Source organism: Massilia niastensis DSM 21313 (assembly GCF_000382345.1).
Classification (GTDB): Bacteria; Pseudomonadota; Gammaproteobacteria; order Burkholderiales; family Burkholderiaceae_D; genus Telluria; species Telluria niastensis.
In genome coordinates this window covers 160,493-176,155 of record NZ_KB908076.1, presented here as the reverse complement: position 1 = coordinate 176,155, position 15,663 = coordinate 160,493, and the positions used below count along the sequence as shown (strand labels likewise).

Annotated in this window: 9 protein-coding genes; 2 read left to right on the top strand and 7 right to left on the bottom strand. The window is 68.7% G+C overall.

Going from position 1 to position 15,663, the window contains the following annotated elements; all coding sequences use genetic code 11:
• Positions 1–51: 51 nt before the first annotated feature.
• The 7 genes from H162_RS0100770 to H162_RS0100740 form a co-directional block, all read right to left on the bottom strand.
• Entirely contained in the window at positions 52–2,727 is a 2,676-nt protein-coding gene (locus H162_RS0100770; RefSeq protein WP_020651533.1) for a nitrate reductase, read from the bottom strand.
• Between the two features lie 10 nt (positions 2,728–2,737).
• On the bottom strand, positions 2,738–3,967 hold the full coding sequence (locus H162_RS29830) for an NAD(P)/FAD-dependent oxidoreductase (protein WP_084676889.1): 1,230 nt from the start codon (positions 3,965–3,967) through the stop codon (positions 2,738–2,740).
• Complete coding sequence (nirD, locus tag H162_RS0100760) at positions 3,952–4,299, bottom strand: nitrite reductase small subunit NirD (RefSeq protein WP_020651531.1); 348 nt, start codon at positions 4,297–4,299, stop codon at positions 3,952–3,954. The genes H162_RS29830 and nirD overlap by 16 nt, the downstream gene beginning before the upstream one ends.
• A gap of 23 nt (positions 4,300–4,322) precedes the next feature.
• Positions 4,323–6,851, bottom strand: a complete 2,529-nt coding sequence (nirB, locus tag H162_RS0100755) for a nitrite reductase large subunit NirB (RefSeq protein ID WP_020651530.1) — start codon at positions 6,849–6,851, stop codon at positions 4,323–4,325.
• A gap of 14 nt (positions 6,852–6,865) precedes the next feature.
• Positions 6,866–8,164: an MFS transporter gene (locus tag H162_RS0100750; RefSeq protein WP_020651529.1), complete on the bottom strand. Its 1,299-nt coding sequence runs from the start codon at positions 8,162–8,164 to the stop codon at positions 6,866–6,868.
• 262 nt (positions 8,165–8,426) lie between these two features.
• Positions 8,427–9,596, bottom strand: coding sequence for a CmpA/NrtA family ABC transporter substrate-binding protein (locus H162_RS29825; RefSeq protein ID WP_040786024.1), 1,170 nt, complete (start codon positions 9,594–9,596; stop codon positions 8,427–8,429).
• 20 nt (positions 9,597–9,616) lie between these two features.
• On the bottom strand, positions 9,617–10,261 hold the full coding sequence (locus H162_RS0100740) for an ANTAR domain-containing response regulator (RefSeq protein WP_020651527.1): 645 nt from the start codon (positions 10,259–10,261) through the stop codon (positions 9,617–9,619).
• 632 nt (positions 10,262–10,893) lie between these two features.
• Here H162_RS0100740 and H162_RS0100725 point away from each other — a divergent pair.
• Positions 10,894–13,251 (top strand): S9 family peptidase, encoded by a 2,358-nt coding sequence (locus H162_RS0100725; RefSeq protein ID WP_020651524.1) that lies wholly within the window; start codon positions 10,894–10,896, stop codon positions 13,249–13,251.
• Between the two features lie 89 nt (positions 13,252–13,340).
• On the top strand, positions 13,341–15,662 hold the full coding sequence (locus H162_RS0100720; protein ID WP_020651523.1) for a hypothetical protein: 2,322 nt from the start codon (positions 13,341–13,343) through the stop codon (positions 15,660–15,662).
• Position 15,663: the final 1 nt, after the last annotated feature.

Here is a 15,663-nt window from a genome sequence, read left to right as displayed (position 1 = left end):
ATGACGCCGTTGCCGCCAGTGGCGGGAACGGCGTCCGGGAGCCGCGGACCCTCAGGTTTCCGCGCAGCGCACTTCGTCCAGCAGCTTCCTGATCTCCGGCACGCACGAGCCGCAGTTGCCGCCCGCCTTCACGCAGGCCGTCACCTCGCCCGCCGTCTTCAGGTCCTTGTCCCGGATCGCCGCACAGATCGTATTTCGTCCCACGCCGAAGCAGGAGCACACGGTCGGTCCCGGATCCGGTCCCAGGGCCGGCGCACGGCCCGCCAGCAGGGTCGCGCGGTCGGCGCTGTCCAGCAGTTCCTGCGCGAACAGTCCGCCCAGCCAGGCGCGCGACGGCAGATCGGGACGGCGCGCCACGAACACGCAGGCCTGCAGCCGTCCGTCGACCACCAGCGCCGCGCGCAGCATGCCCCCGGCCTTGTCCTGGTATTCGATCCAGTCCGCCTCCTCGTCCGCGCCCAGCAGCGCGCGCGCCCACTCGGGCGAGACCGGTTCGCGTCCGCCCAGCTCGTAGCGCAGGAAACCGCTGCCGCGCACCCGGGTCCAGTTGGCGATCCGCTCGAGCTGGAGCTCGTCGCGGCTCAGGATGAAGCCGTGCCAGTTCACGCCGAAGGGCTCGATCCGCACCGGTGTGTGCTTGAACTCGGGCTCGCCCGAGACCGGATCGACTTCCGGGTTGACCAGCGCGCCCACGCGCGCATCGGACGCGGTCTGGCCGTTCCAGTGGATCGGCACGAAGGCCGCCCCGCGCGCGATGCCGCCGCCATGGGCGACGCGTGCCACCATGGCGCCCCAGCGGCTGGTCACGCGCGCCAGCTCGCCCTCGCGCACGCCGCACAGCAGGGCGTCGTGCGGATGCAGGTCGACGAAGGGTTCGGGCGCGTGGCCCGCCAGGCGCGGCGACTTGCCGGTGCGCGTCATCGTGTGCCACTGGTCGCGCAGGCGGCCGGTGTTCAGCACCAGCGGGAATTCGCCGCCGGGTGCGTTCACCGGCGCGCGCGGCACGGTGGCGATGAAGCGCGCCCTGCCGCCCGGATGCGAGAAGCCGCCGCCGGCGAACAGACGCGCCGTGCCTTCGCCGCGGCTGCGCAGCGGCCACTGGACCGGGTCCAGCGCGTCATAGGCGGCGCGGTCCATTCCCACCAGCGGATCGAGGCGGAAGGCGCGCGGATGTCCGTCTTCGGCATTGCGCCACACCGACAGGCGCGCGTGCTCGTCGAAGATCTCGTGGGCGCCGGCGTAGTCGAAGCCCTCATAGCCCATGCGCTTCGCCACGCCGCACAGCGCGTCCCAGTCGGCGCGCGCTTCGCCCGGCGCCGGCAGGAAGGCGCGCTGGCGCGAGATGCAGCGCTCGGAATTGGTGACGGTGCCGTCCTTCTCGCCCCAGGCCAGGGCCGGCAGCAGCACGTCCGCGAAGGCGGCGCTGTCGGTGCCCGCCACCACGTCCGACACCACCACCAGTTCGCAGGCCGCCAGCGCGCGCCGCACCTGGTCGGCGTCGGGCATGCTGACCACCGGATTGGTGGCCATGACCCAGACCGCCTTGACCTTGCCCTCTTCCACCGCGCGGAACAGGTCGACCGCCTTCAGGCCCTGCTTCTGCGCGATGCGCGGGGCGTTCCAGAAGCTGCGCACGGCCTCGCGGTGGGCCGGATTGTCGATATCGAGGTGGGCGGCCAGCATGTTGGCCAGCCCGCCGACCTCGCGCCCGCCCATCGCGTTCGGCTGGCCGGTCAGCGAGAACGGCCCCATGCCGGGCCTGCCGATGCGGCCGGTGAGCAGGTGGCAGTTGATGATGCTGTTGACCTTGTCGGTGCCGCTGGTGGACTGGTTCACGCCCATCGAGAAGGCGGTCACCACTTTCTCGGTGGCGGCGAAGGATTCGTAGAAGTCGCGCAGCAGGGCCGGATCGAGCCCGCAGGCGCGCGCCACGTCCTCCAGCTCGCCGTCGGCCGCCGCCAGCGCCGCTTCCAGGCCTTCGGTATGGGCCTCGACGAAGGCCTGGTCGGCTGCGCCGTGGCGCGCCAGCCAGGCCAGCAGGCCGTTGAACAGCGCGACGTCGGCGCCGGGCTTGACCGGCAGGTGCAGGTCGGCCAGCTCGCAGGTGGCGGTGCGGCGCGGGTCGATGACGACGATGCGCAGTCCGGGACGCGCTTCCTTGGCCTTGACGATGCGCTGGAACAAGGTCGGGTGGCACCAGGCGGCGTTCGAGCCGACCAGCACGATCATGTCGGCCAGCTCGAAGTCCTCGTAGCAGCCGGGCACCACGTCCTCGCCGAAGGCGCGCTTGTGCCCGGCCACGGCCGAGGACATGCACAGGCGCGAATTGGTGTCGATGTTCGCGCTGCCGACATAGCCCTTCATGAACTTGTTGGCGACGTAGTAGTCCTCGGTCAGGATCTGGCCGGAGACGTACAGCGCCACCGCGTCCGGGCCATGCTCGGCGATGATGCGCGACAGGCTGCCCGCGACCTTGTCCAGCGCCTCGTCCCAGCCCGCCTGGCGCAGCTTGCCCTCCTCGCGGATGGCCGGATGCAGCAGGCGGCCGTCCAGGCCCAGCGTCTCGCCCAGCGCCGAACCCTTGACGCACAGGCGTCCCCGGTTCGCCGCATGGTCCTCGTCGCCCTCGATCTTCGCCTCGCCCTCGCCCAGCGGCGTGGCCTTGACGCCGCAACCCACGCCGCAATACGGGCAGGTGGTGCGGATCGCTTCCACTTTCTTCAACATCGTCACTCCTTCACGCGGCTTGCGCCTCGCACAGCGCAGGCCCGAACAGCAGGCGGTCGCGATAACCGGAAACATCGGCCCCGCGCTGGATCAGGTCGAAATACCAGGGACCGTCCGCCACGTCGCCGTACAGCACCGCGCCGGTGACGCGGTTGCCGGCCAGGACCAGGCGCTTGTAGATGCCGGAACGGCGGTCGCGCAGCACCAGGTCTTCGCTGCCCTCGCCGCCGACGATGTCGCCGGCCGAGTACAGGTCGATGCCGGTGACCTTCAGCTTGGTGGCGGTGGCCTGCTGCACGTAGCGGCGGTGGCCGAAGCCCGCCAGGTGGGCCGCGCACACGCGCGCCTGGTCCCAGATCGGCGCCACCAGCCCGAAGGTGTTCTTGCGGTGCTGGACGCATTCGCCGACGGCGTAGACGCGCGGGTCGTAGGTCTGCAGGGTGTCGTCGACCACGATCGCACGCTCGACGTGCAGGCCGGCCTCGCGCGCCAGGCTGACGTTGGGACGCACGCCGGCCGCCATCACCACCAGCTCGGCGGGCGCCTCGCTGCCGTCCTGGAAGCGCACGCCCTCCACTTTATCCGTGCCGAGGATCGCGGCGGTCTGGGCCGACAGCTGGATGCGCAGGCCGCGGCGCTCCAGCGCCGCCTTGAGCAGCAGCGAGGCGCTGCTGTCGAGCTGCTGGTTGAGCAGGCTGTCGGTCAGGTGCACCACCGTGACTTCCATGCCGCGCCGCAGCAGGCCGTTGGCCGCTTCCAGCCCGAGCAGGCCACCGCCGATCACGACCGCGCGGCCGCCCTGGCGCGCCGCCTGCAGCATGGTCTCGACGTCGTCCAGGTCGCGAAAGCCGACCACCCCCGCCAGCTGCGAACCCGGCACCGGGATGATGAAGGGGCTGGAGCCGGTGGCCAGCAGCAGCCGGTCGTAGGCGACTTCGCAGCCCGACTGCGCGCGCACCACGCGGCGGCGGCGGTCGATGCCCACCACCGGGTCGCCCGCGTGCAAGGTGATGCCGTGCTCCGCATACCATTCGCGCGTGTGCAGCACGATCTCGTCGAAGTCCTTCTCGCCGGCCAGCACCGGCGAGAGCATGATGCGGTTGTAGTTGGTGCGCGGCTCGGCGCCGAACACCGTGATGTCGTACATGCCGGGCGCGAGCGCCAGCAATTCCTCGACGGTGCGCATGCCGGCCATGCCGTTGCCCACCACGACCAGCCTGGGTTTTACGCCGCTATCCATACCTTGCCCCCTTCCAGCCGGGCCGGGTAGCTGGTCACGGAATGCTGCGGCGCCTCCAGGCATTCTCCGCTCTCGAGGTCGAAATGCTGCTTGTAGATCGGCGAGGCCACCACGATGCGCTCGCCGATGCTGCCGACCAGGCCGCGCGACAGCACGGCCGCGGCCGAATTCGGATCGAAGTTATCGATCGCGAACACGCGCGGCGCTTCTTCGCCGATCCGGAACACCGCCACCTGGCGGCCATTCATCAGCGCGCAGACGCCGGTGTCGGGGACGATCTCGTCGATGGCGCAGATCGCGGTCCAGTTATCCTGCTGAAGGTCACGGGGCATGTCGTTCTCCTAGAATCGTGCGCTCAGGCGGCGCTGGCAATGGGAATGGTGCGGCGGCGTTCATCGGGTGCGGCCGGGCGGATCTGGCCGCGCTCAGGCACGAACACGACGTTCTCGTCGCCCTGCTCGCTGTTGACGAAGTGACGGAAGCGGCTGCGCACGGCCGGGTCGGTGACGGCTTCCTTCCATTCGCAGGCGTAGGTGTCGACCACGTGCTGCATCTGCGCTTCCAGTTCGGCGCCGAGGCCCAGGCTGTCCTCGACCACCACCTGCTTCAGGTATTCCAGCCCGCCTTCCAGGTTCTCGCGCCACACGCTGGTGCGCTGCAGGCGCTCGGCGGTGCGGACGTAGAACATCAGGAAGCGGTCGATCAGGCGCACCGCGGTGGCGTCGTCCAGGTCGGTGGCCAGCAGCTCGGCGTGGCGCGGCTTCATGCCGCCGTTGCCGCACACGTACAGGTTCCAGCCCTTGTCGGTGGCGATCAGGCCCACGTCCTTGCCCTGCGCCTCGGCGCACTCGCGGGTGCAGCCCGACACGCCGAACTTGATCTTGTGCGGGGCGCGCAGGCCCTTGTAGCGGTTTTCCAGCGCGATCCCGAAGCCGATGCTGTCGCCGACGCCGTAGCGGCACCAGGTCGAGCCGACGCAGGACTTCACGGTGCGCAGCGACTTGCCGTAGGCGTGGCCGGATTCGAAGCCGGCCGCGATCAGCTCTTCCCAGATCAGGGGCAGCTGCTCGACACGGGCGCCGAACATGTCGACCCGCGCGCCGCCGGTGATCTTGGTGTACAGGCCGTACTTCTTGGCGACCATGCCCACCGCGATCAGGCCGTCGGCCGTCACTTCGCCGCCCGGCATGCGCGGCACCACCGAGTAGGTGCCGTCCTTCTGGATGTTGCCGAGGAAGTAGTCGTTCGAATCCTGCAGGCTGGCGTGCTTCGGCTTGAGCACGAAGTCGTTCCACACCGAGGCCAGGATGTTGGCGGCGGTCGGCTTGCAGACGTCGCAACCCAGGCCCTTGCCGTGGCGCTCCAGCAGTTCGCCGAAGCTCTTGATGCCTTCCACGCGCACCAGGTGGTACAGCTCCTGGCGCGAATACGGGAAGTGTTCGCACAGGTGATTATTGACGGCCACGCCCAGCTTCTTCAGCTCGGCGTTCATCACCTGGGTCATCAGGGGCACGCAGCCGCCGCAGGCGGTGCCGGCCTTGGTGCAGCTCTTCAGCTCGCCGAGCGTGGCGGCGCCGCCTTCGACCGCGGCGCACAGGGCGCCCTTCGAGACGTCGTTGCACGAGCAGACCTGGGCGCTGGCCGGCAGCTTGTCGACGCCGATCGCCGGGCGCTCCGCGCCGCCGCCGTCCGGCAGGATCAGGAATTCGGGCGCTTCCGGCAGTTCGATGCGGTTGAGCATGGTCTGCAGCAGGCTGCCGTAGGGCGAGGCGTCGCCCACCAGCACCGCGCCGAGCAGGTACTTGCCGCAGTCGGACACCACGATCTTGCGGTACATCTGCTTGCGCTCGTCCAGGAACTGGTAACTGCGGCTGCCCGTCGTTGCGCCATGGGCGTCGCCGATGCTGGCCACGTCCACGCCCATCAGTTTCAGCTTGGTGCTCATGTCGGCGCCGGTGAAGCCGGCTTCGGTGCCCAGCACGTGGCGCGCGGCGGTGCGCGCCATGTCGTAGCCCGGCGCCACCAGGCCGAACAGCTGGCCGTTCCACAGCGCGCATTCGCCGATCGCGTAGATATGCGGGTCGGAGGTCAGGCAGCTGTCGTCGATCACGATGCCGCCGCGCGGCCCGATGGTGAGGCCGGAGGTGCGCGCCAGCTCGTCGCGCGGGCGGATGCCGGCCGAGAACACGATCATGTCGGTCTCGAGGTGGCTGCCGTCGGCGAACTGCATGCGGTGGGTGGCCTCCTCGCCGTCGACGATGGCCAGGGTGTTCTTCTGCGTGTGCACGCCCACGCCCAGTTCCTCGATGCGGGTGCGCAGCACGCGCGCGCCCGGATCGTCGACCTGCACCGCCATCAGGCGCGGCGCGAATTCCACCACGTGGGCCGCCAGGCCCAGGTCGCGCAGCGCTTTCGCGCATTCCAGGCCCAGCAGGCCGCCGCCGACCACCACGCCGGTGCGCGAGCGCTCGCCGCATTCCTGCATCGCTTCCAGGTCCTCGATGGTGCGGTAGACGAAGCAGTCCTTGCGGTCGGAGCCCGGCACCGGCGGCACGAAGGGATAGGAGCCGGTGGCCACCACCAGCTTGTCGTAGGCGACTTCCTCGCCGCCCGCCAGGGTCACCACCCTGGCGGCGCGGTCGATCGCCACCACCTGGGCGTTCAGGCGCAGCGCCAGGCCGTCGCGGTCGAAGAAGCCCGGCTCGACCAGCGACAGGTCCTGCGCGGTCTTCCCGGAGAAGAATTCCGACAGGTGGACCCGGTCGTAGGCCGGGCGCGGTTCCTCGCCCAGTACCGTGACGCGCACGTCCGTGCGGCCGCTGGCCGCCAGGGTGTCGACGAATTTGTGGCCAACCATTCCGTGGCCGATGACGACGATATGCATTTGCTGCTCCTTCCTTATGCTGCCGAAACTGCCGGCGCCGATTCGGCGGCGGTCAGGGTGAAACGTGCCGCGAGCGCGCAGATGCTGGCTACCAGCACCAGGACGCTCAGGATCATCAGGGTCTGCTTGATGTCGCCGGTGCCCTTCATCAGGAAGCCGGCCGCCACCGCGCCGACGTTGCCGCCCGCGCCGACGATGCCGGCCACGCCGCCCAGCGCCTTGGGCGCCACGAAGGGCACCAGCGCATAGGTGGCGCCGCAGGCCATGTGGGTGAACAGGCCGAAGCACAGCATCGCGATCACGGCGTAGGCCACGCCCTCGGCGTTGGCGAACCACAGCAGGCCCAGGCCTTCGCCGATCATCATCACGAACAGCACGGTGATGCGACGGTTCAGGTCGCCGTTGCGGGCGAAGCGGTCCGACAGCATGCCGCCCAGGGCGCGGGCAAACAGGGCCAGCAGGCCGAAGCCGCCGACGGCCATGCCGGCCTGGCCCAGGGTCAGGTCGAAGTGATCGACGAAGTACACGGCGGCGATGTTATGGATGAAGATCTCGATGCCGAAGCAGGCGCCGTAGGTGATGAACAGCAGCCAGGCGCGGTGGTTGCGGCAGGCGGCCGTGAAGCTGGCCCAGCCGCCCTTGCCGCTGCCTTCCGGCAGGGTGCCGGCCTTGCGCAGGTCGTCGTAGTTACCGGCCGGGCAGTCCTGGGTATAGTTCCAGTAGACGAAGGCCATGATGATCATCAGGATGCCCGGCACCACCAGCGCCACCCTCCAGCTCAGCGCCTGGCTGACGCCCAGCATGGTGACCGCGCCCAGCAGCAGCGGCATCAAGGCCTGCGCGGCGCCGCCGCCGGCATTGCCCCAGCCGGCCGTCGCCGCGTTGGCGGTGCCGACCACTTTCGGGCTGAACATCACCGAGGTGTGGTACTGGGTGATCACGAAGCTGGCGCCGACGGCGCCGATCCCCAGGCGGAACAGCAGGAAGCTCTCGTAGCTCTGCGACATCGCCACGCCCAGCACCGGGATGGAACCGAGCAGCAGCAGGCCGGTATAGGCCTTGCGCGGGCCGAAGCGGTCGCACAGCGGACCGATCACCAGGCGCACGAAGATGGTGATCGCGACGGCGGCGATGTTGATGTTGGCGATCTGTTCCATCGAGAGCCCGAATTCGCCCTTGATCACCGGCATCAGCGGTGCGCAGGCGAACCAGGCGAAGAAGCATACGAAGAAGGCCATCCAGGTCAGGTGGAAGGCACGCATCGGTGCGTCTGAGAACGAGAAGAGCTTGATACTGTCCGCTTTGCTGGCCATGTCTTTTCCTTTGAAAACAAAAAGGCGTCCGCACTCCAGCACTTGATGCAGGAAAGCGGACGCCGTTGTCCAGGTTGCCGGCCCCTCGTTAGGCTAGCGTTGAATTTTGTAAAGAGATCGCCGTTGATCCTGCAAGACTATGTGCAAGACCCGTGCCATGTACGCCCGTGAGGGAAAGACGTCAGTACGGGGGCCGCCTGCGCTACATTGCAGTGCACCATGCCCAAGAATGATGCGTTTCCATGCACTGCGCATGCGCTACTCATGCCGCATGCGGGTGCGCGAACCCGTCCAGGTAGGTCGTGGGGTCGAGGCCATCCCATACCCGCCCATCCATCAGCACCGACTTGCGCATGTTGCCTTCCGGCAGAGGTGTGCCGGTCAGCTCGGCCGCCTCGCGGTACAGGCCGATGCGCTGGACCTCGAGCGCGACCGCGCGGTAGGCCGGATCGGTGCGCAGCAGGCCCCAGCGCCGGTGCTGGGTCAGGAACCACATGCCGTCCGACAGCCAGGGAAAATTCGCCTCGCCGTCGGCATGGAAGCGCAGGCCGTTGTGGCCGCGCCATTTGCCTCCCGCGCCTTGGCGGCCCGCCAGGCAGTACTGCAGCAGTTCGCGGCTGGCGTTGACGTAGCCCGGGCTGGCCAGCACCTCGGCCGCGGCTTCGCGGTTGGTGCGCGAGGCGTCCAGCCAGCGCGCCGCCTCCAGCATGGCCGCGATCGTGGCGCGGCAGGTGTTCGGGTGCCGGTCCGCGAAACTGGCCAGGGCGCCCAGCGCCTTGCCCGGATGGTTGGGCCAGACCTGCTCGCTCGATGCGGCCTGGATGCCCGCGCCGTCGCGCTGCGCGCGCAGGCCCCAGGGCTCGCCGGCGCTGAAGCCGTCCATGTGGCCGGCCGCCAGGCTGTTCGCCATCTGGCCGGGCGGCACGGTGACCACCTGGCAGTCCGCGGACGGATCGATGCCCGCCGCCGCCAGCCAGTAATACAGGAACATCGCATGGTTCCCGGTCGGGAAGGTATGCGCGAAGGTCAGGCGCCTGCGCTCGGCATACACCAGCCGCCTGAGCGCGACCGGATCGTGGGCGCAGCTCGCCAGCGCGCGCGACAGCGTAATGTTCTGCCCGTTCTGGTTCAGGTTCATCAGCACCGCCATGTCGCGGCGCTGGGTGCCGATCCCCATCTGGACGCCGTACAGCATCCCGTACAGCACCTGGCCCGCATGCAGTTCCTCGCTCAGCAGCCGGTCGCGCATGCCGGTCCAGGACTGCTCCCGGCTCAACGCGAACTTCACGCCATGCTTCTCGTCCAGGCCGAGCACCGAGGCCATCACCACCGGGGCGCAGTCCGCCACCGGCATGAAGCCGATCCTGACGGTCTCGATCTCGGGGCGGTCCGAGCCAAGCGCCCACGCGCCCTTGCCTGCCAAAGCTGCCATAGTTCTCCTTCGCGCCGGGTTCAGCCCAGCAGGTCTTCCACATCGAGTATGCGCTGGGCGATTTCCGCCAGCTTCAGGTTCTTGTTCATGGCCATGCTGCGCAGGCGCTGGTAGGCCTGCTCCTCGGTCAAGCGGTAGCGCGCCATCAGCAGGCCCTTGGCGCGGTCGACGACCTTGCGCTCGGCCAGCTTCTGGCGCGTGTCGGACAGTTCGTCGAGCAGCTTCTGCTCGCGCCGGAAGCGCGCCAGCGCCACGTCGAGTACCGCCTTGACCCGTTCCGGCTGCAGGCCCGCCACGATGTAGGCGGACACGCCCGCCGCCATCGCGGCATCCATGCTGGCCGGCGCGTCGTCCTCGGTGAACAGCACGATCGGGCGGCGCTCGTCGCGGGTGGCGATCACGACGTGCTCCAGGATGTCGCGCGCGTCGGACTCGCTGTCGGCGATGATCAGGTCGGGCTGCAGCTGGGCGATGCGCTCGGGCAGGAAGACGTCCGCCGGCAGCGAGGCGACCAGGTCGTAGCCCGATTCGAGCAGGCCGATGCGCAGCGCGGCGCTGCGCCGGGCCTGGGCGGCCAGCGCCTGGTCGGGATCGGCGCCCGGCGGCGTGGCCGGCAGCACGACAACGATGCGCAGATGGGATGAGGCGTTGTGGGGCGGTTTCATGCACCGGTTGAATGCAAGATTCGCACCACCCGTCCTCATGCCCCAGGAAAATACTCTGCGGCAATGCCCTTCTTATTCATGCCTCGACAGCGCAGACATTCCTGCAACAAATATCTTGCCTGAGGATAAAGCGACAGTTATTCATAATTTGTATCGATGAGATCACGAATCAAAAGTTTGCTTATGACGATGGAGCCCCTATACTGCAACGCAACATCGCAGTATTTACCGGAGAAAACAACATGAGCACCACCATCCGTACCAGCTTCTTCGCCGCCGCGCTCGCGGCCGTCCGCAGCTTTTCGCAGGAACTCTACGCCGCCCATGGCGGCTGGGCTCCGGCAGTGCGGGGTTGAACCATGAGCCTGCTCGAATACATCCCTGTCGCCCTGGCCGTGCTGGGCATCGTCGGCCGCCTCGCCCTGTTCCTGCCGCGCACTCCGAAAGGCCCGTACCGGGTGATCTGAACGCTGCGGCGCAGCATGCCGCTCCCCTTTCGCGCCGACCATACATATGTATTGCCGGCGTTTGTGTTTACCTGCGTATTTCCTCGCCGTTGAGTGGTGGCTGAGCTAGAATGCACTCGCTTTTTCTGGCGAGACAGCATTTCCTTTCACTCAACACTATCGACGATGCGTACCCCTGCACTTACGATTCTCGCGGCGCTGATCGCGCTGCCGGCGGCGGCCTCCACGCCCATCACCCTCGACCAGGCCATGGCCCATCCCGACTGGATCGGCACACCGGTGGAAACCGCATGGTGGAGCTGGGACGGCAAGCAGGTCTACTACAGGCAGAAGCGCACCGGCTCGCCGATCCGCGACACCTTCCTGGCCGCCAACGGCAAGCCGCGCCTGGTGCCCGACGCCGAGCTGGCGAAGATCGACGACGGCGCCGAGGTGACGTATGACCGCGACCACAAGCGCGTGCTGGTCCGCCGCAACGGCGACCTGTTCGAGCGCGACCTGAACAACGGCGCCCTGACCCAGATCACGCGCGGCGCCAGCAAGCTGGAAGACGCGCAGTACACCGCCGACGAGCGCGGCGTGCAATACCGCATCGGCGCCGACTGGTACCTGTGGGACCGCGCCACCAAGGTGGTCGGCCCGGCCGCGCTGCCGCGCGCCGCCAAGGACCCGGCCGCTCCCGACGACGACGCGCTGCGCGCCATGCAGCTGCGCCTGATCACCACGCTCCAGCGCCAGAAGGACGAGCGCGAGGCGCTGCGCTCGCGCACCGAAGAGCTGCGCCGGATCGACCCGTCGATGGCGCCGTCCCCGGTCTATTTCGGCGACAAGGTCACGCTCGAAGGCAGCACGCTGTCGCCGGACGGCCGCTGGCTGGTGGTCGTCACCGCGCTGAAGAACGGCGACAAGGGCCGCGTCGGCAAGATGCCGCGCTACGTGACCGAGTCGGGCTACGAGGAATTCGACGACCAGCGCACCAGGGTGGGGCGCAACATGCCGGCCGGCCATGCACTGAAGCTGGTCGACCTGCGCACCAATAAGGTGCAAGACCTGTCCTTTGACGTGCTTCCGGGAATTACGACCGACCCGCTGGCCGCCCTGCGCGCCGCCAACAAGCTCGATCCGCTCAAGGGCAGCCGTGCGGTGCGCGTGGCCGACGGCTCCGACGCGATCCACTGGAGCCGGGACGGCGCCAATGTCGCCATCATGCTGCGCTCGGTGGACAACAAGGACCGCTGGATCGCCACCGTCGACCTGGGCGCGGGCAAGCTCAAGCCGCTGCACCGCGTGAGCGACGCCGCCTGGGTCAACTACGACAACGCCGAATTCGGCTGGCTGCCGGACAACCGCAGCTTGTGGTACCTGTCCGAGGAAAGCGGCTATTCGCACCTGTACACGGTGGACGCCGCCAGCGGCGCCTCGCGCGCCTTGACCCAGGGCAAGTGGGAAGCGACCGACGTGCGCTGGACCCATGACGGCGGCACCGCCTACTTCGTGTGCAACCGCGCCACCCCGGGCGACTACGAAGTCTGCGCCGTGAACGCGAAGAGCGGCGCGCTGCGCGAAGTGACCCAGCTCGACGGCGTGGAAGGCTTCCGCCTGTCGCCGGACGAGGGCAAGCTGCTGGTGCACTGGTCGTCCAGCTACACCCCGGTGCAGCTCGCCACGGTGCCGGTCTCGGGCGGCGCGGCCAGCAAGCTGACCGACACCCGCACCCCCGACTTCAAGGCGCGCCAGTGGATCGAGCCGCAGTACGTGGCGGTGCCGTCGAGCGACGGCGGCGACCCGGTCTGGGCCAAGCTGTACCGTCCGGCCCAGCTGGAACCGGGCAGGAAGTACCCGATCGTGATGTTCGTGCACGGCGCCGGCTACCTGCAGAACGTCAGCAAGCGCTATCCGAACTACTTCCGCGAGCAGATGTTCCACAACCTGCTGGTGCAGAACGGCTACATCGTGCTCGACATGGACTACCGCGCCTCCAAGGGCTACGGCAGCAAGTGGCGCACCGCGATCTACCGCCAGATGGGCCATCCGGAACTGACCGACTACATCGACGGCGTGAACTGGATGGTCAGGCACCACCAGGGCGACGCCGCCAACGTCGGCGTCTACGGCGGCAGCTACGGCGGCTTCATGACCTTCATGGCCCTGATGCGCGCGCCGGAAGTGTTCAAGTCGGGCGCCGCGCTGCGCCCGGTGACCGACTGGATCACCTACAACCACGAGTACACCGCCAACATCCTGAATACGCCGGACATCGACCCGCAGGCCTACAAGGTCTCGTCGCCGATCGAGTACGCCGAGAACCTGAAGGGCCACCTCCTGATCTCGCACGGCATGGTCGACGACAACGTGTTCTACCAGGATTCGGTGCGCATGGCGCAGCGCCTGATCGAGCTGAAGAAGGACAACTGGGAGCTGGCCAGCTATCCGCTGGAACGCCACGCCTACGTGCAGCCGGAAGCCTGGTTCGACCAGTACCGCCGGATCTATAAATTGTTCGAACGCACACTCAAGCAGTAACGCGGTAAGATGAAAAGGCGCCTCCGGGCGCCTTTTTTCATGTCCAACCCGAGAAACGCCAAGCCAACATGCCTATGCCACGTCCTGTCTTGAGCGCCCTGCTCCACGCCGCCGCACTGCTCGCGCTTCCCTCCCACGCCTTCCAGAAGGACCAGGCGGAGCAGCCATACAAGGGCCTGCCCTCGGGCGAACAGCTCGACTGGGGAAAGGTGCTCGATTCCCGCTACGGCGCCGAGCGCGCGCCGGCGCCCGTGCAGGATCCGGCTGCGGGGCGCCAGCCGCCAGCGCAGGAAACGGCGCCGCCGGGTCGCAAATCCGCAACACCAGAAGCGGATTCCGCCACATCCGCAGCCACCCCGGCAGCCACCCCGCCGGCCGCGCCGCCCGCGGGGCCGGCGCGCATCGCGGGCGCGCTGGCCACGGTCTGGGTGGAGCGCAGCGGCGCGGCCGGCGAAGAGGAGCGGATTCCCGTCACCTTCGGCCAGGTGTTCGCGCCGGGCGCGGTGGAGCGCGGCGTGCGGCTGGAAGGCAGGCTGGCCGACGGCGCCGCCGTGCCGCTGCAGGTCGACGCCAAGGCGCGCCATCGGGACGGATCGCTGCGCCATGCGGTCGTCTCGGCCCTGCTGCCCGCGCCACAGGCCAGGCAGCTCGCGCTCGGCCTGGTCAAGGCCAAACCCGACAGCAAGGCGGCCGCCGCCGACGACAAGGCGACGCCGGCGGCCCTGCTGCGTGCCGGCCTGGACGCCACGGTCAGGGCGACCGTCGAGGGCAAGGCCTATACGGCCTCGCTGGAACAGCTGCTCAAGCGCGGACAAGCCGAGGCCTGGCTGGACGGCCCGGTGGCGCGCGAATGGCATGTCGCCGCGCCGCTGGCCGGCCCCGACGGCAAGGCCCACCCGCATCTCGCCGCGCGCTTCGCGGTGCGCTGGTATCCGGGCGTGCGCAAGGCGCGGGTCGACGTCACGGTCGAGAACAACTGGGCGTTCGAGCCGGATCCGCAGAATTTCACCTACGACGCCGAAATCACGGTCGGCGGCGAGAAGGTGGTCTCGAAAGCGGCCCTGGAGCATTACCACCACGCCCGCTGGCGCACCCTGGCCTGGTGGGGCGGCGCGGCGCCGGCCGTGCACCTGCGCCACGACACCCGGCAGCTGATCGATTCCTTCGCGCTGCCGAACTACGACCGCTCGGTCCAGGTGGACGAACGCGCGCTGGCGAAACTGGTCGAGCAATGGCGGGGACCCAGTTCGGAGCCGATGGGCGTCGGCCTGGCGATGCGGGCCATGGGCACCACCGGCGGGCGGCCCGACATCGGCCTCCAGCCCGGCTGGGCCGCGATGTACCTGCTGGGCATGGATCCGCGCGCCAAGATGCTCACCCTGGGCACCGCCGACCTGGCCGGCAGCTGGTCGATGCACTACCGCGACCGCCGCACCGGCCTGCCGGTCAGCCTGCTCGACTACCCCAACATGACCACCGTCGGGAGCGCGTCCGATGCGCGCAACCGGGAGACCGGAAAGTCCGAGATGTTCCCCCCGTGCGCCAGCAAGGAGGCCTGCCGCACGCCCAACAAGCACGATATCTCGCACCAGCCGAACTTCGCCTACCTGCCCTACCTCGTCACCGGCGACCACTACTACCTGGAAGAGCTGCAGTTCTGGGCCATGTACGACGTCTTCGCCTCGAACCCCGGCTACCGCGAGCGCCGCAAGGGCCTGCTCAAGCCGGAACAGGTGCGCGGCCAGGCCTGGGGACTGCGCACCCTGGCCGAGGCGGCCTACATCACGCCCGACGGCCATCCGCTCAAGTCCCACTTCCTGGAAATCCTGGACAGCAATCTCGAGTGGTACAACGCCGAGTATCCCCGCAATCCGGCAGCCAACAAGCTCGGCATCATCGCCAACGGCTATGCGATCGGCTACAGGAAGAAGACCGCCGCGGCGCCCTGGATGGACGACTTCTTCACTTCCGCGGTGGGGCGTGCGGCGGAACTGGGATTCGACAAGGCCAGGCCGCTGCTGAAGTGGAAGGCGAAATTCCCGGTCGCGCGCATGATCGGCGAGGGCAGCTGCTGGGTCACGGGCGCGATGTATGCGCTGGTGGTGCGGGACAGTCCCACCGCCCCGTTCTACGACACGATCGCCCAGGTGTTCCAGGCCAGCCACGAGCCCGAAGTGCGGCCGCTACCCTGCGCGAGCGCCGAGATGGCGGCCGCCCTCAAGCTGCGCCCCGGCGAGATGTCCGGCTATTCCTCGTCGGTGGCCGGTTTCCCGTCGAACATGCAGCCGGCGCTGGCCTATGCCGCCGACGCCCTGGGCGAGGAAGGCCGCAAGGCCTGGCAGCAGTTCATGGCGCGCAGCGTCAAGCCGAACTACGGCACCGGGCCGCAGTTCGCGATCGTGCCGCGCTGAC